Origin of the sequence: Arthrobacter jinronghuae, from assembly GCF_025244825.1 — a bacterium.
GTDB lineage: Bacteria > Actinomycetota > Actinomycetes > Actinomycetales > Micrococcaceae > Arthrobacter_B > Arthrobacter_B jinronghuae.
Window position 1 is genome coordinate 1,601,646 of record NZ_CP104263.1, and the last position, 19,246, is coordinate 1,620,891.

Here is a 19,246-nt window from a genome sequence, read left to right on the forward strand (position 1 = left end):
ATAAACGGCGCGCGAGGGTTCAGGACGCAGGCAAGCGATCAATCTGCCCGGAATGTCCGCTCCCAGGCCTCCATCGAGGTGATGCCCGGGAGCGCCTCGCGGTAAGCGGCACGCAACGACTCCCACTCGGCCAGGAGCCTTGCCTTCAATGCCGCCGTTTCGGCCAGCATCTTCCGGACTTGACGGGGATCCCGTTGGTAGCGGGCGGCTCCGGTACCTTCCGCGTTGGTGACCACCGCTTCGTCGAGCCTGGACAGGGTCCACCATTTGCTGTCTTGATGGGATACGGCAGCCACCATCCGCCGGCTCACCGGCTGCGCCGTGTGTTTAAGTGCCGCTTTGAGAGTCCATGCCCCCCATCGGGGCGCGTCACCGGACCGCCTGCCCAGCGGCTTGGAGAGTCCCTTGCCGGTGTGTCCCGACGGAAGGGCACCAGGTTCGTGGTCGAGCACGGCATCGGAATAGTCCGCCCGCAGCGCCTGCAGCCGGGGGAGGGTGTTCTTCAGTGCTGCATGCAGTCCGGCGGGTCCCTGCAGGACATCCCGAAGTGCCATGAGCCGAATCGTTTCGGGGTAGTACTGCATGGAAAACAAGTGCCGGAAGTCGGTGTCGAGGCTTTCCCGCAGGACGCGGCCGCCCTTGGCATACGGTGAGTGGAGGAGGGCTGCGATCAGGCGGTTCCGCTCATGGAAATATGCCTGCCAGTCCACGGCATCGTCTTTGTCCGCCCAGGAAACGTGCCATACCGCCGCCCCGGGCAGGGACACCGTGGGGAAGCCGAGCTTGCGGGCCCGCAGCGAGTATTCGGCGTCGTCCCACTTAATGAAGATCGGAAGGGGCAGCCCGGCTTCGTGGATGATCCGGACCGGGATCAGGCACATCCACCAGCCGTTGTAATCTGCATCCCAGCGCCGGTGCAGGATCGATGATGAACGCAGTCCGGAGACCGCGAAGTCATGGGGGCCCAGACCCTTGCCGGGACCCCAGAGGAACCGGTAGGGGTCCACCATCTCCGCGAAGGCATTCAAGACGGACTTGTTGTACATGTCGAACATGTGTCCGCCGACGATCGTGGGGATGCGGCAGAGGTCCGCGAAGGCAATGGCTCGCAGGATGCCCTCGGGCTCGAGGACAATGTCGTCGTCGAGGAGGATTGCGTATATCGAGGTCCCGGATTGCGCCGTTTCGCTCATGACCCGGGCAAAACCGCCCGAGCCGCCCAGGTTGCCCTGATTGATGACCCGCAGCTGCCCGCCCATCGCCCGGGCCAGGTCCGGGTATCCGGCCTGGTCTTGGACCTTCCTGTCTCCCTGGTCAACCACGATCAGTTCATGGACGGCTTTCCGGACCTCGGGATCAGCCTCGATGGCACCTATTGTGTCCAGGCAGTATTCGGCACGGTTGAAAGTGGTGATCCCCAACGTTGCCTTGCCCGCAGGAACGTCCGACGCCGCGCACCACCTCGCCGAGGCAAGTTCCATGCCGTTGCCCCCGGCCACTAGATCGAACCAGCACCAGCCGCCGTCACCGAACGCGGTAAGCGGAATCTCGAAGACAGAGTGCTGGCTGCCGTGTACCTGCCTGATCTCCAAGCGCCGGGGAGACCCGACGTCGTTGGAGCAGTAGAGCAGGACGAAGCCGGAACCTTCCGTCCGGACCTGCAGGATAACGGCTTCGACCGTCGTCCACCGCCGCCAGTAACTGGCAGGAAAGGCATTGAAGTAGGAGCCGAAGGACAACCGCTCCCCGGCCCGCACACGAACGGACGAGCGGCCCAGGATGTCATCGGGATGGATCCAGCCGACCGGTGCGGTGCGTCCTGCTTGGGCCGAAGCTCCGCCGCCGCCTCCGGTATCCGGATCGATGTACAACGACAGGGAAGCAATGTCCCTCGCGTCCGGGAGCACCACGCGCTGCAGTACGCGGAGCCCCCCGCGCTCGTCTCCGCCGGATGGCGACGGGTCGGCCAAGTCCAGCCCGTCCGGCGCATTCAAAGTGCCGATGTCCATTCGTTGCCCCCAAACGCTGTGGTGGCGGATCCCGCCACCACAGCGGGTCTGCCCCTGTAGTTCCGGGGGGAGAGCATGGCGGACGGAGAAGGCTCGGACAAGAGTAATCTGGCGTGTACGGCTGTTTTCCTGCCGATGGCCTACTTACGGGATGACCCCGAATGGCGGAAGCGCACATAGCTGTAAACAATCAGGGCCAGGCCGAGGACGCCCGACGCAATCAGGGTTCCGCCTGTGACCCACCCGCCGGGCAGCCACCAGGAATCCCCCAGCGGCCACCAGTGCGGTACCTGCCGCCAGAGCCCCCAGATCACGCCGGCGGCCATGACTGCCAGCCCGCCGCTGACAGCTACGAATATCCGCGGCGTGGTCTGCACCCCCTGTGCGGCCGCACGGAAAGCACGCTCTTTCACCGGATGCAGCCAGCGGTGGGCCCACGCATAACGCAGGGACAGGACAGCGAGACCGGCAACCACCATGAGCAGCCCCGGTCCGGGGAGCACCAGGGCAGCCACGCCCAGAACCACCAGAGACCATCCGGCCACCTCAATGCCGGTGCGGCGCAGCCACGCTGGAATCCGTTCGGTTCTGTTCATTGGGCCACCTTTCCACACCAACCTGCGAGTTGGCCGCGTTGGAAACAGTAGCCGCTCCCGTTGGCCGGAGGGCGGCACACCGTGGACGCAGAAGTAGCCCTTCGACCCGGACCTGGATCCGGACGGCGCCTACGCCCGGCGTCCGGGTAGTCCTGCCGGACGGAATCCAGAGTCGACGCGCGGCCGTATGCGCTTTACACAGTGACCGGGAACACGCGAGCTACGCTGAAGTGTGCTTAGCGAACCTCTTCCCGCCCCACAGTTACTGCACGGTATTCAGCTCCGGGTTGCGGATCTGTCCGATGCCGAAGAACTCGCCGCTGCCTATCAGCGGAACCGGAGTTATCTGGCGCCCTTTGAACCGCTCAGGGAGGACACGTTCTTCACCCCGGCCGGCCAACGTACGGTCCTGAGGTCCAAGCTGGTCCAGCATGCCGCGGGTACGGAGGTTCTCTGGGTCCTGGTCCATCACGAGCGGATCGTCGGCACCATTACGCTCACTGGGATCGTCGGGGGTTCCTTCCAGTCGGGCAACCTCGGCTACTGGGTCGACGGCGACTATGCCGGACGGGGGATCGGCACCGCGGCGGTGGAGGCCGTCGTCGAACTTAGCCGAAGCGGGCTGGGGCTGCACCGGGTCCAGGCGGCCACCCTGCTGGACAACGCTGCGTCGCAGAAAGTCCTGGCCCGCTCCGGGTTTGAGCGGATCGGCATGGCGCCGGACTACCTCCGAATTGCCGGAGAGTGGCGGGACCATCTGCTTTTCCAGCGGATTCTTTAGGCGGAGGCGATGACGGGTATGCTCCGGGCCAAGCTGATTACCACTGATCGCTATACGCTGGAGCCTTTGGGTGTGCACCACGCAGCGGAAATGACGAAGGTGCTGGCCGGTACTGCCATCTACAAATACATCGGCGGTCAGGCACCGACAGCGCAGGAGCTGGCGAACCGGTATGCCGCCCAATCGGTTGGATCGTCGCCGGACGGCCGTGAAACCTGGCTCAACTGGATTATCCGTGAACAGGACAGAAGCATTGGATTTGTCCAGGCCACAGTGGAGGCGGACGGGCCGACGTCGGACATCGCGTGGGTGGTGGGCGAGGCGTTCCAGGGGAGGGGTGCTGCCACCGAGGCCGCCCGCGCCATGGTCACCTGGCTGCGCCGCCGACAACCGCCGGTCCGGATCACGGCATCCATCCATCCGGAAAACACCGCCTCATCCTCCGTCGCCCGCCACCTGGGCCTCACTCCATCCGGCCATTTCGACGCCGACGGCGAAGAACTCTGGGACGACGCCCCAGCAGCGGATTAACGACCCAAGGACGAAGCAACAGAACACCGGGGTCTTCCAGAATGGGGCTTTTACCTGTAAGGGTGCCTAAGGGACATTTGTACGCACTATGAGGAGTTGTTTAATTTGATGCATTCATTCGCCCGTCGCCGGGGTACTGCCACCGCAGTCACCGCGGCCGTGGCAGTTACACTCGTGTCGATGACACCTGCAGCAGCGGCGCCGCCGGAGCATGCCGGCAAGGACCAGAAAACCAGTGTCACGGTTATGGGAACCTCCGACATGCATGGCTATGTCGAGAACTGGGACTATTTCAAGGACGGCGAATACGACGACGCCGCCCACAACGACGTCGGATTGGCTAAGGTCTCCACGCTGGTGGACTCGGTCCGCGCAGACCGCGGTGTGGAATCCACCATGCTGATAGATGCAGGCGACACCATCCAGGGCACCTCCCTGACCGACTATTTCGCCAACACGGAACCGATTACCGAAACCGGGGAAATCCATCCCATGGCGGCGGCAATGAATTCGATGGACTACGACGCCGCGGCGCTGGGTAACCATGAATTCAACTACGGCCTCGAATTGCTGCGCGAGTTTGAAGGCCAGCTGAACTTCCCGCTGCTCGGCGCAAACGCGGTGGACACAGCAACGGACAAACCTGCCTTCACCCCGTACATCATCAAGACGGTCAAAACCAAGGGCAACAAACCCGTGAAGGTCGGGATTCTGGGCCTCACCAATCCCGGAGTGGCAATCTGGGACAAGAACAACGTTGACGGCAAGCTGGAATTTCCGGGCATTGTGGAGCAGGCACAGAAATACGTCCCGGAGATGAAGGCCCGCGGTGCCGACGTCGTGGTGGTCAGCTCGCACTCCGGAACCTCCGGCACCTCCTCCTACGGCGACGATCTGCCGCTGGAAAACGCCTCCACCCAGCTGGCGGAAACCGTGCCCGGCATTGACGCCATTCTGGTGGGGCATGCCCATCAGGAAATCCCGGAACGCTTCGTGGCCAACAAGACCACCGGTGAGAAGGTGCTGCTGACCGAGCCGCTGAACTGGGGCATGCGCCTGTCCGTAATGGACTTCGAATTGACGAAGGTGCGGGGGCAGTGGGACGTGACGTCGGCGTCGGCGTCCCTGTTGAACGCCAACACTGTCGAGGCAGACCCCGTGGTGTCCAAGCTGGTGGCCGAACAGCACCAGCGGGTGATCGACTACGTCAACACGCCCGTCGGCAATGCCACCGAGTCGATGCCCGCGGAGGAGTCCCGGTACCGCGACACCGCTGTGATGGACTTCGTGAATTCCGTCCAGGCCCAGGCCGTGGACCGGGCGCTCGACGGCGGCCCCAACGCCGACCTGCCGGTGCTCTCGTTGGTGGCACCCTTTAGCCGCACCGCGGAAATCCCCGCCGGTCCGGTCACCATCCGCGACCTGGCCGGTTTGTACGTCTTCCCGAACACTTTGTTCGGCGTGGAGCTGACCGGCGCCCAGGTCAAGGAGTACCTGGAGTACTCGGCGAAGTACTTCACCCAGACCGCCCCCGGCGTACCGGTGGATCCCGCCGCGCTGACCAACGCAGACGGCACCCCCGACTACAACTACGACATGATGTCCGGCGTCGACTATGACATCGACATCAGCCGTCCGGTGGGGGAGCGCATCGTCAATCTGAGCTTCAACGGGGCGCCGGTGGATCCGGCCCAACGGTTTGCCGTGGCAACCAACAACTACCGGCAGTCCGGCGGCGGGAACTTCCCGCACATTTCCACGGCTCCGGTGCTGGTGAACCAGCAGACGGAAATCCGCCAGCTGCTCATCGACTATGTGGTGGCCCAGGGGACGGTGGATCCGGCTGATTTCGCGGAGAACAACTGGCGACTGGTGCGCAACGGGGTGCCTGTCTTCGAATAGCCGGACGCCGGGCGGAAATAGACAGTACGCTTAGGAAATCCGGTGGGTCTTGTCTAAGATTGATGGCAGAACGGATTTGCGGGAGTTCCCGCCCCCGTTGCATGTACCGCTACGAAGGGACCAGAACCATGATCGGATTCATCATTGCAGGGCTTGTTATCGGAGCCCTCGCGCGGCTGATCAAGCCGGGCCGGCAGAACCTGGGAATTGTTGCGACCCTCCTTCTCGGCCTCGTCGGCTCCGTCATCGGCGGAGTCATCGCCAGCCTGCTGGGCACCGGCGACATTTGGGAGCTCAACATCCTTGGCTTCATCGTGTCCGTTGTCGCCGCCGTCCTGCTGATCGGCGTCGCCGAGGGTGTTGCCGGCCGCGGCAAGGGCAACCAGGTACGCCGCTAGGCCCGCGCCATTAACCAAGCCGTCCCGGCACTCGACGCATACGCGTTGGGTGCCGGGACGTTTTGTGTTCAGAGGCTGCTGTTACAGGCGGAAAACAATGCCCGGGGAAGGCTGGGGGCGGTCTAGACCGAAACCGGCTGCGGGGTGCTCTGCTGCTGCGCCGGGAGCTCCGGCCTTCGGGCCGTATCGGCCTCTCGATCTTGAATCTCAGCCTGAAGCGAGAGATAGAACGCAAGGAGGCCCTCAACGACGGGGCCGTCTTCAAGTTGGGTAAATGCCTGATCGCACAAGGATTCGAGCGTGCTATCCGTCATAGCGGAAAAATCCGGGAAAAGGTCAATCGAAACAATGGGACGTTGGGTCATTGAGTGTCCTAAACAGAGGAACCCGGGCCCGCGTCTAAACCAAGGGATTACAACACTAGCGTGTTCGCGCCCCGGTGTAAATGCGGCCAGTGCGGGGACAAGTTCGATTAGATTGAGCCCATGGAAAATGACACGCGCGTGGAACCGCCCGAGGCAGCAGGCGAACGTGAGACCCTGATCGGTTTCCTGGACTACTTCCGGGCCACAGTCCACCTGAAGGCGGCAGGACTCAGCGACGCCGACGGAGCCAAGCAGCTGCTGCCCTCGCTGACAACGGTCTCGGGACTCGTGCAGCACCTGACCGACGTCGAGCGGCTCTGGTTCCAGGACCGGATCGACGGGCAGCAGGGGGTGCCGCTCCGTTGGTCGGCAGAGGATCCCGACGGTGAGTTCCGTGTTTCCGAGTCAGACAGCCTGGTCCGGCTCCTTGCCGATTATGAGGCGGCCTGCGGCCAGTCGCGCGAAGTGCTGGCACGGTATGGACTGGAGGACCGCTGCCGGGGCGGCAGCAAGGGACAGAGCGTGCGCTGGGTCCTGGTCCATATGATCGAGGAAACCAGCAGGCACTGCGGGCACCTGGACATACTGCGCGAGCTGCTGGACGGCTCCACCGGCGACTAGTCCGACAGGACAGCGCTGTCCGAAGCTGACCGCGTCCAGTAGTGCATCTTGACCAGCGCACCGCGCTGGCGTTGCTGCTCGGTCCGCACCGGATGGAAGCCGGCCCGGCGCGCAACCGCCTCGCTCAGGCTGTTTCCGTAAATGGTGCGCAGGGCGACCTCTGGGATGCCGCTGGCCAGTGCCCAGTCGCTGAGTCCGCGGGTGGCGGCAGTGGCGGCGCCCCGGCCGCGCCCGGAGGGCAACAGTGCATACATAAGCTCCGGCGTGCCGTCCATGGTGGAGGAGATTCCCGCTGTGCCCAGCACCTCCCCGCCCTGCCGCAGCGAATACCGTGCCAAGAGGCTCTCGCCGCGTGCTTCCGCTGCGCGGTCCATCCGGGAGCGGGCTCGATCGTCGCTGAGGTCCGGCGGGAAGAGGGTCCAGCGGATGACGTCGTCGTCCCTGGACAAGGCCTGGTCGAGGCGCCAGTCCGCAGCCGTAAGGATGTGGAGGGTGAATCTCCCCACCTGGAGCGTATCCGGGGTCGATGTGAGAAGCGGCATCCGTCATTATTGCGCTCGAGGACGCAGCTACCCAACCCTTAGGCAGGCTCAGCGTGTCCAGCCACGGGAATTGCTTCAACCAGAGTCTTTAGCCCGGCGTAGATACCCGGTGTGTCATGTTCCACGGAGGTGGCAGAGGCACCGTGCAGCCCGGTGATGCGCACAGTCAGGTCACATCCGTCTCCGGTTTGCTGCAAGGTGTATTCGAGGACGCCGGGGGCTTCGCCGGCCACCGTTCCATCCCACTGCGGGTTGAAAGTCAGTGCCAGGCGTACGGGTGCCTCCACTGCAAGGACTGTCCCGGTGATCAGGTCCTCACCGTCGTACTGGAAGGCATAGGAACTGCCCTCGGCCAGCGATCCGATCAGGACAGAGTCCCACATCCAGGCCCTGGGAATGTCGGTGGCAGTCAACTCCGCCCAGACCCGGCCGGGAGGGGCTGCAACATGTGTGCGGTAAATTGTCTCGTCCATAGTGGATCCGCTTTCCTGTGGGGCGGCACTTCCAGGTGCCGTAGCGGTTGACAATAATCCATACATGACTGCACCGCTATCCCTTCGCCGACGTACTGTCGAGGACCTGGAAACCATCATCAACTGGATTCCCGACGACGCCGCCCTTTTGATGTTCACCGGTCCCCGGATGGCCTGGCCGCCTACCGGCGAGCAGTTCGCGGACCTGGCTGCCGTGCCGGGACTTACCCCGTGGGTTCTGTGTGCCGGGCGCACACCAGCGTTCGGTCAGGCCGAACTTCGGGTAGAGAACGGGACCGCGCATATAGCGCGGGTCATCATTGACCCGTTGCTCCGCGGGCGGGGCCTCTCGCAGCAGCTGATACGGCTGGTGCTGGATCAGGCGTGCGCACAGGGTGCCCGGAGCGCGCGGCTGAAGGTCACCAAGGGGAACACGGTCGCCCTGCGTGCCTACCGACGGCTGGGGTTCGTGATCGACCCGCGCGCGGAAACCGCTCAGGCTTGGGTGCTTGAACTGGATCTGGGGCAGCCGGCAGTTACGGGCTAGGAAAGCGTAGTCCGGCGTTTAGCGGCGCCGGCCACGAGCCGGTTGCTCCCCTCCGGAATTGTCCTCAGCCTGCTTTTCCTCCAGCGGATCAGGATCGAGGAAAGCCACGGTGAGGACGGCCGCGGTCTGCTCGATCTGCCACTCGCGGGCGCCGAGTGCGCGCAGGGCAGCACCCACTGTCTCCAGATTAATCTCGGCAGGCGGCCGCCAGGCCAGACGCCGCAGATGGTCCGGAGTGAGCAGGTTCTCCAGCGGCAGGTTCAGCTTCTCCGCCAGGGCGGTGAGCCGCGGCTTGGCGGTCTGCAGGCGGGCGGCGGCAGCCGGATCATTCTTGGCCCAGACGCGGGGAGGCGGCGGGGCGTGGGTAGGAATATGCAGCGGGGGCAGGTCCGCGGAAGAGCGCGCCGCAGAGATGCAGCGGAGCCACCGGGGCGCCTCCTTCTGCGCGGCACGGCCGTGGAAGCCGGGGGTCTTGAGCAGCTGCGGCACCGTCGTCGGCATGGCCCGGGCGGCGGCGACAATGGCCGAATCCGGAATCAGCCGGCCGGGTGCGGTGTCCCGCAGTTCGGCAAGATGCTCGCGCTCGGTCCAGAGTTCGCGCACGGCGGCCAGCTGGCGGCGGTCCCGAAGTTGGTGCATCCCGGAGGTGCGGCGCCAGGGGTCCACGCGCGGGGGTGCCGGCGGAGCCGTACGGATGGCTTCGAATTCCTCTTCGGCCAGTTCCAGCTTGCCGGCTTCCTCCAGCACACGGATCAGTTCCAGGCGCAGCTCGGCGAGGACCTCGACGTCGAGCGCGGCGTAGCGCAGCCACGGTTCGGGCAGCGGACGGGTGGACCAGTCCGCAGCCGAGTGCTCCTTGGCCAGCGAGAAGCCGAGCAGGGTTTCGATGACGGCGGCCAGGCCCACCCGGGGCAGGCCGGCGAGGCGCGCCGCAAGTTCGGTGTCGAAGAGCTTGTCGGGCCACATGCCCAGCGCCGAAAGGCAGGGCAGGTCCTGCGTCGCGGCGTGCAGGATCCATTCGACGCCGCTCAGGGCCTCGTTGATGATGCGCAGGTCACCGAAGGCTTCCGGATCGATCAGCCAGGTACCGGCGCCTTCGCGGCGGATCTGGACCAGGAACGCGCGCTGGCCGTAGCGGAATCCGGAGGCGCGTTCGGCGTCGACGCCGGCCGGCCCGGTTCCCGCAGCCAGGGCGGCTGCGGCCCGTTCGAGGCCGCGCTGGGAATCAATGACCAGCGGCACACCGTCCCGCGGCATTTCCAGCACCGGAATCGGCTGCGGCTCCGGTTGTTCCCCGGCTGGGTCGGGTGTGGTGCTGGACTGATTTTCGGTCTTGCCGGGTATGTGCGCGGTCATAAGGATTCCATTCTACCGAGGAAGGCCGTGGCTGCGGACAGCAGGGACAGCCGCCGGGTCCGCCGCCGCGGCAGGTGCGCGCTCAGCTCCGGCGTCGGCCGGGAAGGGGCGTAACGCCGTCGGGCAGCGGGGGCAGGCCGGCGAAGGTGCATACCATGTCTGACCAGGCTTCCAGATGGGACTGCACGTCGGCGTCGGCCGGGGTCCAGGAGGCGCGGAGCTCTATGTCGATCGAATCGTCCCGGCGCTCGAGGGTTCCGTAACTCTCCGACAGCACCCGAGTGGCCGTTCCGCCGGCCATGGAATACCGGGCATCGTGCTGCTCCAGCGCTTCCACCAGCCAGGTCCAGGCGACTGAGCCAAGCAGTTGGTCATTGCCCATGTCCGGTTCCAGCTCGGCGCGGATATAGGTGACGATGCGGAAGGTGCCGTTCCAGACCGGGGAACCTGCGGGATCGTGGAGCAGTATGAAGCGTCCGGTGGCCAGCTCAAGTTGATCGGGGACCGGCGGGGCTGCGGGTCCGTGCAGGCTGCCGGGACCGACAGGTCCGGGAGCGAGCACCTCGGCGCCGAGTGAGACGGCATACGGGGCCAGGCGCGTGGGTGCCGGGATTTCTTCCAGCTTCAGCTCCGCCCGGCAGGCCGCCCGGCGCAGGGCGCCGAGCGCGGTCAGGAAATCCGGGGGTACCTGGGACAGGTCACCTATTGCACTCACCTCCGCAGACTACTGGCTGTGCAGCGCCGGGGGCGGGGCAGGCTCGCCGCTGTGGCCGTTTCGTTACCTGCCGTCCGCTCCGCGCCAGCGGCCGGACGGCAGGCAACATCGGCTTAGCGTGCGGCCAGCGGTGCCGGATCCGCAGCGACTTCGCGGGCAATGGCCGCAGCGAAGGCATCAACATCATCCTCGGAGGTATCGAAGGTGCACATCCAGCGCACCTCACCGGTGGACTGGTCCCAGTCGTAGAACCGGAAGTCGCCGCGCAACCGGTCGGCGACCCCGGCGGGCAGCTTGGCGAAGACAGCGTTGACCTGGCTGGGCTGGGTGATTTCCACCCCGTCGATCTGCTCGACGGCGGCCCGGAGCCGGCTCGCCATGGCATTCGCGTGCGAGGCTGACCGGTGCCACAGGTCCGTACCGTACAGGGTGATGAACTGGGCGGAGATGAACCGCATCTTGGAGGCCAGCTGCATGTTCATCTTGCGCAGGTAGTCCAGTCCGGGGGAGGCCTCGGGGTCGAAGGTGATGATGCATTCGCCGTACATCATCCCGTTCTTGGTGCCGCCCAGGGAGAGGATGTCCACACCGGCGTCGGCCGTCATCTCCTTGAAGGACACGCCCAGCGCTGCGGCGGCGTTGCCCAGGCGCGCGCCGTCCATGTGCAGCTTCATGCCGCGTGCGTGGATGTGGTCCGCGATGGCGGCGATTTCCTCCACCGTGTACAGCGTGCCGAGCTCGGTGGACTGGGTGATGGACACGGCCAGCGGCTGGGCACGGTGCTCGTCGCCCCAGCCCCACGCCTCGCGGTCGATCAGCTCGGGGGTGAGCTTGCCGTCGTCGGTGGGGATGCCCAGCAGCTTCATGCCGCCGATCCGCTCCGGGGCGCCGTTTTCGTCCACGTTGATGTGCGCCGTCGTCGGGCAGATGACGGCACCCCAGCGGGGCAGCAGTGACTGCAGGGCGATAACGTTCGCGCCGGTGCCGTTGAAGACGGGGAACGCACGGATGTGCTTGCCGAACTGGTCGGTCAGAACCTCGCGCAGCTTGGCGGTGTACACATCTTCGCCGTAGGCCACCTGATGGCCCTGGTTCGCGGCGGTGAGCGCCGCGAGAATTTCCGGATGGACACCGGAGTAGTTGTCGGAAGCAAAAGCCTTAATTGCGGTGTCGTGCAGGGGGAGTATGTCAGTCACGGTTCCTAGTATCTCTTACCTTGATGTAGTTCAGGTCACTTCTCCGGGGAGAGGTGAATCCGCTGCCCGTTGACCTCGGCGGCGTCCTGCTGGAAGAGCCGGACGACGGCGGCGGCCAGGTCTGCGACGTCGGTGTAGCCGGGGAACCGGCGGTCCGGGGCAGCGGCGCGCTGTGCGGAGTCCACCAGTGCCTTGACCACGAAGACGACGGCGGCGGAGCGCTGGGGTTCCGGGTTTTCCTTCCGTCCGGACTGGGCGCTGCGGAAACCCGCGGCGATGGCCCGGACCCATGCTTCGGCCGCGGCTTTGGCAGCCGCGTATCCTGCTCCGGCAGCTGTGGGGGACTCCACCGCCGTGGAGGAAACGATCGCCAGCCGTCCGTCCGGGGAGGCCTCGAGCTGGTCGTAGAAGCTGCGGCTGACATTGCGCAGGGTGCGCAGGATGTTCGTTTCCAGGAAGTCCCAGTCCGCCTCGCTCTGGGAACCGATGCCGGTACCGGCGTGCCAGCCGCCCACGAGGTGGATCAGGCCGTCGATCCCGCCGTAGATTTCCTGCATGTCGGCCGCGAGGGCCGCCACCTCCCCGGTGTCGCTGAGGTCGCAGGTGCGCAGGTCGGCGTCGTAAAGGCGGAACAGTGTGTTCTCCAGCCGCGCGGCATCGCGGCCTACCGCAACCACCTTGGCACCTGCCCCCTCCAGGGCTTCGCAGACGGCGGTGCCGGAGGGGCTCCCGGCGCCGGCCACCAGGACGGTCCGGCCCTTCAGCGGGGCCGCGGCGGTCTCTGCTGCCGTGCCGGGTTCGGTGCTCATTCGGGGGTGCCTCCCGTGCTGTAGCCGGTGATCCCGGCCGTGGACTCGATGACCGGGGCCATCTTCTTGGACAGGGCCTCATAGAACATGGAGAGCGGGAACTCGTCGTCGAGCACCTGGTCGGTAAGTCCGCGCGGCGGTCCGTCCAGCGGGAGCGCCTGCGGGCCCTGTGCCCAGACCGAGGCCGGGTTCGGTGTCAGGGTTCCTGCCACCAGATCGTACGCCGCGAGCCAGTGCGCCGTCTTGGGCCGGTCGATGGAACGCCAGTAAAGTTCCTCGATTTCCGCACCGAGGCGGACGACGACGTCGGCCGTTTCCTCCCAGTCGATGCTCAGCTTTCCGTCGGTCCAGTGGAGTACGTGGTTCTGGTGCATCCAGGCGAAGAGCAGCTGGCCGCCGAGTCCGTCGTAGTTGCGCACCCGGCTGCCGGTGATCGCGAAGCGGAAGATGCGGTCGAAGATCACCGCGTACTGGACCAGCCGGGCGTGCCGGCGGGTTTCCTCGGGGGCGTCCTCGTCGTGCTGGATCTTCACGGCCTCGCGGAAGGCGGTGAGGTCGCAGCGCAGTTCCTCCAGGGAGTAGAGGAAGTAGGGCATGCGCTGTTTGATCATGAACGGATCGAACGGGAGGTCCCCGCGCATGTGGGTGCGGTCGTGGATGAGGTCCCACATGATGAAGGTTTCCTCGGTGAGCTGCTGGTTGTGCAGCAGTTCGGCGGCCTCGGCGGGCAGCTGCAGCGAGGTGATGTCCGCTGCGGCGGCCAGGACCTTGCGGAAACGGGCGGCCTCGCGGTCGGCGAAGATCGCGCCCCAGGTGAAGGCGGGAGTTTCGCGCACGGCCACGGTTTCCGGGAAGAGCACCGCGGAGTTGGTGTCGTAACCGGGGGTGAAGTCCAGGAAACGGATGGGGACGAAGAGCCCGTTGGAGTACTCGCCGGCCTCGAGTTCGGCGACGAATTCAGGCCAGATGACCTCGATCAGCACGGCTTCCACGAGGCGGTTGGTGGAGCCGTTCTGTGTGTACATGGGGAAGACCACCAGGTGGGCAAGCCCGTTCACGCGGTCCCGCTGCGGGGCGAAGGCCATCAGGGAATCGAGGAAATCGGGTTCCTGTTCCAGTCCCCCGGCTACCCAGCGTTCAAAGTCCTCCACCACGAGGTGCAGGTACTCGGCGTCGTGCGGGAAAGCCGGAGCCAGTGCGGTGACGGCAGCGGCAACGGTTCCAATCAATTCGGCGGCCTGCCCGTGGTATTCCGGATCCACCGAGCCGTTCTTGTTCTGGAGCGGCTGAAGAGCAGTGGCCGCCTGTTTCAGTGCGGTCCAGGCTTCGGATTCCTCGGGCCGGACGTCCCCGGTAACGGCGGCGAAAACCGGGCGGGACAGGCAAGGGAAAACTGAGGAGGACATGGTGCTGTGCCTTCCGGGAAGGGCCTTCCCGTGAGACCGGGGGCGGCAGATGGAGTAGTTGCGGCCAGCATACTCACAAATTCCTAACGCTTACCTGAAAGCACCGGAGCAATTAGTAAAGCTTATGCTCAACGGGATGTGGCAGGGGTCACTCCAATGGTCTCGCTTGGGTCGGACGGCGAACGGCTGCCTTCTCGGCGGGGCTCGTTCTCGACGGGCATCGGAGCCGAGGTGGCGCTATCCATACGTTCCTGCGTCCAGTACCCCGTCTCGTCGAGTGGTGCCGTGCGGGCGCTGGACAGCCCGCACGGATCGGGGTCCGTAGGCGTTGCCTCCGAGGCCGCCTCATCCGGCGGGACAGACTGGACCGCCGGTGCAGGTTCTACGGGGGCGGCCGGATCGGTCGGCACGGCGTCCGCGCCGCTCGGACATCCGGTCTGCGGGGCAGGTTGCACCGCAGTCTGGCCCGGCAGCGCGGGGTCCAGGGACGCGGCCGGGTCGGCCGGCACCGCGTCCGCGCCGCCCCCGCACCCCGTCGTGAGCAGTGAGGCAGCCAAGAGTGCACAGCATGCAACTATCCCGTTATGCATCATTCGGGCAGGCTAGCGCACAAAGGAACCGAATGGTGCACCCCCGGGGGGAGGATCTTTTCGCGGATGCCGACGGCAGGTGGGCAGCAGCGCCTAGTAGCCGCGGCTGCTGTTAGGTGATTCGGTGCCGATGACGGTCAGGGACACCTCCGGGTGGTTCTTTTCCACCCGGCGCAGCGCCCAGACGTCGTTGAACACGGCCACATAGGCGCCGTCGGTGCGTACCAGGACCTCGGCCCCGTGCACGTTGGACAGGATTTCCGCGGCGTCGGCAGTGGTGAGCCGGGCCAGCGAGTAGGAGAGCTGCTCGTAGCGCATGGGCGCATTGAAGTCCTGCGTCATGCGGTCCTCGACCACTTCGAACTGCATCGGGCCGACGGCTGCCAGGACCGGTGCCTGATCGCCGCGCCGGTCCGAGCGCAGCACCTGGATGATGCCCTCGTGCTCGAGCTGGTCGATGCCGCGGCGGAACTGCTTGTAGCGGCTGGGGTCCTGGGACCGCGCGACGCGGAAGTGTTCGGGGGAGAAGAACGGAATGGGCGGGTATTCCACCGGTTCCTCGACATAGAGGCTGTCACCCACGCGCAGGGCAGATGCGTTGACCAGCCCGACGACGTCGCCCGGGTACGCCTGGTCGATGACTTCGCGTTCGCGGCCGAACAGGTGCTGGGCGTACTTCGTGGCGAAAGTCTTGCCGGTGTTGGAGTGCGTGACCACCATGCCGCGTTCGAAGATGCCGGAGCAGACGCGGATGAACGCCACGTGGTCGCGGTGGGCCTTGTTCATGCCGGCCTGGACCTTGAACACGAAGCCGGAGAACGGCGCCTCGACGGGGCGGAGCCCGCCGTCCTTGTCCTCGCGGGCGGAGGCCGACGGCGCGAGGTCCACCAGGGCGTCGAGAATCTGCTTCACGCCGAAGTTCAGGGCTGCCGAGGAGAAGAGGATGGGGGTGGCCTTGGCGTCCAGGAACTTGTTGCGGTCGAACTCGCGGCCGTCAATGACCAGCTCGGCTTCGTCCAGCGAATCGGTCCAGACGTCGCCTTCGCGTTCCAGGGCCTGCTCGGGGGTGAAGTGGTCTTCCTTGGCGAGGGAGGCACCGGAGTTCTGCCGTTCGAAGTGGACGTATTCGTCCTTCTGCAGGTCCCAGACACCGCGGAAATCGCCGGCGATGCCCACGGCCCAGGTCAGCGGCATCGGCTCGAGGCCGGTGCGTTCGGTGATTTCGTCCATCAGGGCCAGCGGGTCCAGGCCGGGCCGGTCCCACTTGTTGATGACGGTGATGATCGGCAGGTTCCGGGAGCGGCAGACCTCGAAGAGCTTCATGGTCTGGGTTTCCAGGCCCTTGGCGGCGTCCACCAGCATCACGGCGCAGTCCACGGCTGCAAGGACGCGGTAGGTGTCCTCGGAGAAGTCGGCGTGGCCGGGGGTGTCCAGCAGGTTGATTACGGTGTCGCGGTAGGCAAACTGCAGGGCCGTGGAGCTGATCGAGATGCCGCGGTCCTTTTCCATCTGCATCCAGTCGGAGACCGTTTCGCGGCGGTTTTCCTTGCCGTTGGTGGCACCGGCCGTGCCGATCACCCGGGCGTGCAGGGCCAGCGCTTCGGTGAGCGTGGACTTACCGGCGTCGGGGTGCGAGATCACGGCAAAGGTACGCCGGCGGGCGGATTCCTTGACGATCTCTTTGGTGGCGGTGGCGCTGACGGGGGTGGAAACCTGTTGGGACACTCCGCTGCTTTCAGACTCTGGTGGGTGGGACTGCTTGTCGGGCGGGACTTCTCCCCGGCAGCCGGCTGCTCAGAACACAGCTTTTTCATTCTACCCGTCGCCCGTCGAACGCCCGGACGGGTGTGCCGGTGCCGTCGTCGTCGCCTGCGTCTGCCGGTTCGCCTGTGACTACCGGTTCGCCCGCGACTGCCGGGACGGCCGACCGTGCGTGCCGGGAGAGCAGGGGCGCCGCCGCCAACAGGCAGCCGACGCTCATGGCCATCACCAGCACCTGGTAGGGCAGGAGCCCGATCAGCACCGCGGCAAGCATCGAGGCTGCGACCTGGGGGAGGTTGGTCATTACCTGCGTCACGGCGGCGGTCCGGCCCTGCATGCCGGGCGGTGTCTCTTCCTGCCGCAGCGTGACAAAGGCGATGACCATCCACGAAGCGCCCGTGCCGACCGCGGCAGCGCCGGCCAGCACCAGGGGCAGGAAGGTGAGCGCGGTGGTCAATACGCCGCCGGCGAGCAGGGCGACGCCGAAGACCATGCAGCGGCGGACACCGAAACGCCGGATCACCAGGCTTGCCGTGAGCCCGCCCAGAACAGCCATGACTCCCTGCGCACCCAGCAGCACGCTAAGGAATTCCGGCGGCCTGCCCAGGCCCTGCTCCACCGTGGCGAAGATGGTCACGTTGAGGATTCCGGTGGCACCCATGGCGATACCCAGGGTCAGCAGGGCGCGGCTGAGCAGGCGGTGCCGGGCCATGAAACGGACACCCGCCGTCGTGCTCCGCCAGAACGTCTCACCGGCGTCCCTGGCGGCGACCGTTTCGGTCAGTTTCAGGGTGGCCAGGATCAGCGCGGCCGCAAGGAAGCAGGCGCTGGCAAGCAGCACAACGGTGTGCATTCCCCAGAGGGCGAGCATTCCGGCTCCAGCCAGCGGCGAAACGATGCGCAGTCCCTGGTCGATGCTGCTCAGGATGCCGTTGGCCGGCGCGAGGAGGCGGGTGTCCAGCAGGTCGCGGAGCAGTCCGGATTGGGCGGCTGCGGTGATGTAGGAGGAAATGGCGTAGACGAAGATAACCGCATAAACCAGCCACACGGTGTCGACGCCGCGGACGGCCAGGAGAGCCAGGATCACGACGCCGGCGCCCAGGTTGTTGAAGATGAGCAGCGGTCGGTGCCGGTACCGGTCCGCCAGCCGGCCGGTGAAGGGTGCCAGCAGCGCGGGCAGGCCGAGGGCCGCGAAGACGAGGCCTGCCGCGGCGTCGCTGCCGGTGAGCTGTTTGACCCAGATTGCGGCGGTCAGGAACAGGACCGAGTCGCCGAAGTTGGAGAATACCCAGGCAAACGCGAGTCTTCGGAACCCGGGGACGCGCAGAACGTCGCGATTGGTGCCCACGGCCGGCGGCGTCGTTGTCACTCCTGCCCCGGGTCAACATTGAGGACGGAGAACAGGCGGACGGGGACTGCTCCCTCGGGGCGTTGGCCCGGGTTCTCCCAGCGGCCTTCGAAGCGGCGGGCCAGCTGCCACAGGTCTTGGCGCAGCTGCAGGATTTCCTCGTGGGTGGCGTAGGCACGGGCCTCGTGCACCGTGGACACCTCGAGGTCCTCCGGGGGAAGCCCGGGGGAGCGGCGGAGCCAGGACTGGATCCGTCTCAGCTGGCGGTCCACCTCTATGGCGGCCACGGCGGAAACCGCGTGCACGGAGCCGGGCGCCTCCGGATCGATGACGTGCGACCGGTGGAGCGCGACCGTCTTCCACGGCTTTTCCCGTCCCGGCTGCTGGACCTGTTCGATGTAACCGTGCCTGGCCAGGATGCGCAGGTGGTAGGAACAGCTGGCTACGGATTCGCCGAGGGCTGCGGCGCACTCGGTCGCGGTGGCCGTTCCGGCGTCGTCCAGGTGCCCGAGTAGTTCCAGCCGGACCGGATGGGCCAGGGCACGGATCTGCACCGGATCCGCGAACACCTGCTCGCCGGATGCTCCCGGGGTTGCCGCGCGCCGTTTCGGGCCGGGTGCTGGGTCCGGGGTCTGGGTCATGGCTTGAGGCTAGATGCTAAAGAAGTCTTTAGCAAGGGTTCTTTAGGTGGGGGTTTCCGGCCAGGGATGGGGGCGGGAACCGCCGCCGGAGCGGGGTCGCGGGGATTGGGTGCGGGGACCGCCGCCGGAGCGGGGTCGCGGGGATTAGGTGGGGTCGGTGCGCTTCGCGGGGTCGCGGGGATTGGGTGGCCCGTGCTGGCGTCCGGCGGCCAGCGTCGACGAAATCCCTGCGGTTTGTCGTAATCCCTGCGGAATGTCGCAATCCCTGCTCCGCGCGGCGCAGGGATCCGGACAAACCGTGGGGATCCGGACAAAGTGCAGGGACCCGGACTGGGATGCAGTGGACAAACCGCGGGGATCCGGACAAAGTGCAGGGACCCGGACTGGGATGCAGTGCACAAACCGCGGGGATCCGGACAAAGTGCAGGGACCCGGGTGGGATCCGGACAAACTGCGGGGATGCGGACAAAGTGCAGGGACCCGGACTGGGATGCAGTGCACAACCCCAGAGGGGATTCCGGCCCGGAGGACACAGCCCAGCTCGCGGCACGGCCGGGCACATACCGCCGGTCTGGTTACCCGCGCGTCGGAATCACCTATTGTGGTGCACGGCACATGGCTTCTGTATTCAGTGCCGAACCCGGGTCCCGAGGACTTGG

20 protein-coding genes are annotated in these 19,246 nt (G+C 66.1%); 6 read left to right on the forward strand and 14 right to left on the reverse strand.

The annotated features are described in order from the left end of the window. Window positions 1–38 precede the first annotated feature (38 nt). Both N2K98_RS07365 and N2K98_RS07370 read right to left on the reverse strand, forming a co-directional pair. Window positions 39–2,009 (reverse strand): glycosyltransferase, encoded by a 1,971-nt coding sequence (locus N2K98_RS07365; protein ID WP_255865362.1) that lies wholly within the window; start codon window positions 2,007–2,009, stop codon window positions 39–41. A gap of 140 nt (window positions 2,010–2,149) precedes the next feature. Further along, on the reverse strand, window positions 2,150–2,605 hold the full coding sequence (locus N2K98_RS07370) for a PGPGW domain-containing protein (protein WP_255798005.1): 456 nt from the start codon (window positions 2,603–2,605) through the stop codon (window positions 2,150–2,152). A gap of 232 nt (window positions 2,606–2,837) precedes the next feature. On the opposite strand from N2K98_RS07370, the gene N2K98_RS07375 reads away from it, so the two are divergent. From N2K98_RS07375 to N2K98_RS07390, 4 genes are all read left to right on the forward strand, one after another. After that, window positions 2,838–3,386: a GNAT family N-acetyltransferase gene (locus N2K98_RS07375; protein WP_255865363.1), complete on the forward strand. Its 549-nt coding sequence runs from the start codon at window positions 2,838–2,840 to the stop codon at window positions 3,384–3,386. Between the two features lie 9 nt (window positions 3,387–3,395). Beyond that, complete coding sequence (locus tag N2K98_RS07380) at window positions 3,396–3,917, forward strand: GNAT family N-acetyltransferase (protein WP_255865364.1); 522 nt, start codon at window positions 3,396–3,398, stop codon at window positions 3,915–3,917. Window positions 3,918–4,097: 180 nt separating this feature from the next. Further along, window positions 4,098–5,819 carry a bifunctional metallophosphatase/5'-nucleotidase gene (locus N2K98_RS07385; protein WP_255865366.1) on the forward strand — a complete coding sequence of 574 codons (1,722 nt, stop codon included), beginning with the start codon at window positions 4,098–4,100 and terminating at the stop codon, window positions 5,817–5,819. Window positions 5,820–5,947: 128 nt separating this feature from the next. Next, complete coding sequence (locus tag N2K98_RS07390; RefSeq protein WP_255798001.1) at window positions 5,948–6,217, forward strand: GlsB/YeaQ/YmgE family stress response membrane protein; 270 nt, start codon at window positions 5,948–5,950, stop codon at window positions 6,215–6,217. A 122-nt stretch (window positions 6,218–6,339) separates the two neighbouring features. On the opposite strand, the gene N2K98_RS07395 is transcribed toward N2K98_RS07390, so the two are convergent. Continuing rightward, on the reverse strand, window positions 6,340–6,582 hold the full coding sequence (locus N2K98_RS07395) for a hypothetical protein (RefSeq protein ID WP_255798000.1): 243 nt from the start codon (window positions 6,580–6,582) through the stop codon (window positions 6,340–6,342). 120 nt (window positions 6,583–6,702) lie between these two features. On the opposite strand from N2K98_RS07395, the gene N2K98_RS07400 reads away from it, so the two are divergent. After that, window positions 6,703–7,203 carry a DinB family protein gene (locus N2K98_RS07400; protein WP_255865367.1) on the forward strand — a complete coding sequence of 167 codons (501 nt, stop codon included), beginning with the start codon at window positions 6,703–6,705 and terminating at the stop codon, window positions 7,201–7,203. Here the strand turns inward: N2K98_RS07400 and N2K98_RS07405 are convergent. Both N2K98_RS07405 and N2K98_RS07410 read right to left on the reverse strand, forming a co-directional pair. Continuing rightward, on the reverse strand, window positions 7,200–7,745 hold the full coding sequence (locus tag N2K98_RS07405) for a GNAT family N-acetyltransferase (protein WP_255865368.1): 546 nt from the start codon (window positions 7,743–7,745) through the stop codon (window positions 7,200–7,202). The genes N2K98_RS07400 and N2K98_RS07405 overlap by 4 nt on opposite strands. 38 nt (window positions 7,746–7,783) lie before the next feature. Beyond that, window positions 7,784–8,218 carry an SRPBCC domain-containing protein gene (locus N2K98_RS07410; RefSeq protein ID WP_255865369.1) on the reverse strand — a complete coding sequence of 145 codons (435 nt, stop codon included), beginning with the start codon at window positions 8,216–8,218 and terminating at the stop codon, window positions 7,784–7,786. Window positions 8,219–8,282: 64 nt separating this feature from the next. Here N2K98_RS07410 and N2K98_RS07415 point away from each other — a divergent pair, with 64 nt between their 5' ends. Then, entirely contained in the window at window positions 8,283–8,765 is a 483-nt protein-coding gene (locus N2K98_RS07415; RefSeq protein WP_255797996.1) for a GNAT family N-acetyltransferase, read from the forward strand. Between the two features lie 18 nt (window positions 8,766–8,783). Here the strand turns inward: N2K98_RS07415 and N2K98_RS07420 are convergent, their stop codons facing one another. The 9 genes from N2K98_RS07420 to N2K98_RS07460 form a co-directional block, all read right to left on the reverse strand. Then, window positions 8,784–10,121, reverse strand: coding sequence for an HRDC domain-containing protein (locus tag N2K98_RS07420; RefSeq protein WP_255797995.1), 1,338 nt, complete (start codon window positions 10,119–10,121; stop codon window positions 8,784–8,786). An 82-nt stretch (window positions 10,122–10,203) separates the two neighbouring features. Beyond that, window positions 10,204–10,827 carry a DUF3000 domain-containing protein gene (locus N2K98_RS07425; RefSeq protein ID WP_255766576.1) on the reverse strand — a complete coding sequence of 208 codons (624 nt, stop codon included), beginning with the start codon at window positions 10,825–10,827 and terminating at the stop codon, window positions 10,204–10,206. A 122-nt stretch (window positions 10,828–10,949) separates the two neighbouring features. Further along, complete coding sequence (locus N2K98_RS07430) at window positions 10,950–12,032, reverse strand: threonine aldolase family protein (RefSeq protein ID WP_255797994.1); 1,083 nt, start codon at window positions 12,030–12,032, stop codon at window positions 10,950–10,952. 35 nt (window positions 12,033–12,067) lie between these two features. Continuing rightward, window positions 12,068–12,841 carry an SDR family oxidoreductase gene (locus tag N2K98_RS07435; protein ID WP_255865370.1) on the reverse strand — a complete coding sequence of 258 codons (774 nt, stop codon included), beginning with the start codon at window positions 12,839–12,841 and terminating at the stop codon, window positions 12,068–12,070. Beyond that, the gene (locus tag N2K98_RS07440) at window positions 12,838–14,247 is read right to left on the reverse strand and encodes a DUF6421 family protein (RefSeq protein ID WP_255865371.1); all 1,410 of its coding nucleotides are present in this window, start codon (window positions 14,245–14,247) and stop codon (window positions 12,838–12,840) included. Before N2K98_RS07440 ends, N2K98_RS07435 begins: the two co-directional genes overlap by 4 nt. A gap of 128 nt (window positions 14,248–14,375) precedes the next feature. After that, window positions 14,376–14,804, reverse strand: a complete 429-nt coding sequence (locus N2K98_RS07445; RefSeq protein ID WP_255865372.1) for a hypothetical protein — start codon at window positions 14,802–14,804, stop codon at window positions 14,376–14,378. A gap of 126 nt (window positions 14,805–14,930) precedes the next feature. Beyond that, window positions 14,931–16,562, reverse strand: a complete 1,632-nt coding sequence (locus N2K98_RS07450) for a peptide chain release factor 3 (RefSeq protein ID WP_255797990.1) — start codon at window positions 16,560–16,562, stop codon at window positions 14,931–14,933. Between the two features lie 85 nt (window positions 16,563–16,647). Next, complete coding sequence (locus tag N2K98_RS07455; RefSeq protein WP_255865373.1) at window positions 16,648–17,946, reverse strand: MFS transporter; 1,299 nt, start codon at window positions 17,944–17,946, stop codon at window positions 16,648–16,650. A gap of 17 nt (window positions 17,947–17,963) precedes the next feature. After that, window positions 17,964–18,587 (reverse strand): winged helix-turn-helix domain-containing protein, encoded by a 624-nt coding sequence (locus tag N2K98_RS07460; RefSeq protein ID WP_255865374.1) that lies wholly within the window; start codon window positions 18,585–18,587, stop codon window positions 17,964–17,966. Between the last annotated feature and the right edge of the window lie 659 nt (window positions 18,588–19,246).

What these genes read in the sequence shown, in the direction of transcription:
- N2K98_RS07365 (WP_255865362.1), bottom strand. Translation starts at nt 2,009, where the DNA reads ATGGACATCGGCACTTTGAATGCGCCGGACGGGCTGGACTTGGCCGAC.
- N2K98_RS07370 (WP_255798005.1), bottom strand. Translation starts at nt 2,605, where the DNA reads ATGAACAGAACCGAACGGATTCCAGCGTGGCTGCGCCGCACCGGCATT.
- N2K98_RS07380 (WP_255865364.1), top strand. Translation starts at nt 3,396, where the DNA reads ATGACGGGTATGCTCCGGGCCAAGCTGATTACCACTGATCGCTATACG.
- N2K98_RS07385 (WP_255865366.1), top strand. Translation starts at nt 4,098, where the DNA reads ATGACACCTGCAGCAGCGGCGCCGCCGGAGCATGCCGGCAAGGACCAG.
- N2K98_RS07390 (WP_255798001.1), top strand. Translation starts at nt 5,948, where the DNA reads ATGATCGGATTCATCATTGCAGGGCTTGTTATCGGAGCCCTCGCGCGG.
- N2K98_RS07395 (WP_255798000.1), bottom strand. Translation starts at nt 6,582, where the DNA reads ATGACCCAACGTCCCATTGTTTCGATTGACCTTTTCCCGGATTTTTCC.
- N2K98_RS07400 (WP_255865367.1), top strand. Translation starts at nt 6,703, where the DNA reads ATGGAAAATGACACGCGCGTGGAACCGCCCGAGGCAGCAGGCGAACGT.
- N2K98_RS07405 (WP_255865368.1), bottom strand. Translation starts at nt 7,745, where the DNA reads ATGCCGCTTCTCACATCGACCCCGGATACGCTCCAGGTGGGGAGATTC.
- N2K98_RS07410 (WP_255865369.1), bottom strand. Translation starts at nt 8,218, where the DNA reads ATGGACGAGACAATTTACCGCACACATGTTGCAGCCCCTCCCGGCCGG.
- N2K98_RS07415 (WP_255797996.1), top strand. Translation starts at nt 8,283, where the DNA reads ATGACTGCACCGCTATCCCTTCGCCGACGTACTGTCGAGGACCTGGAA.
- N2K98_RS07420 (WP_255797995.1), bottom strand. Translation starts at nt 10,121, where the DNA reads ATGACCGCGCACATACCCGGCAAGACCGAAAATCAGTCCAGCACCACA.
- N2K98_RS07435 (WP_255865370.1), bottom strand. Translation starts at nt 12,841, where the DNA reads ATGAGCACCGAACCCGGCACGGCAGCAGAGACCGCCGCGGCCCCGCTG.
- N2K98_RS07440 (WP_255865371.1), bottom strand. Translation starts at nt 14,247, where the DNA reads ATGTCCTCCTCAGTTTTCCCTTGCCTGTCCCGCCCGGTTTTCGCCGCC.
- N2K98_RS07460 (WP_255865374.1), bottom strand. Translation starts at nt 18,587, where the DNA reads ATGACCCAGACCCCGGACCCAGCACCCGGCCCGAAACGGCGCGCGGCA.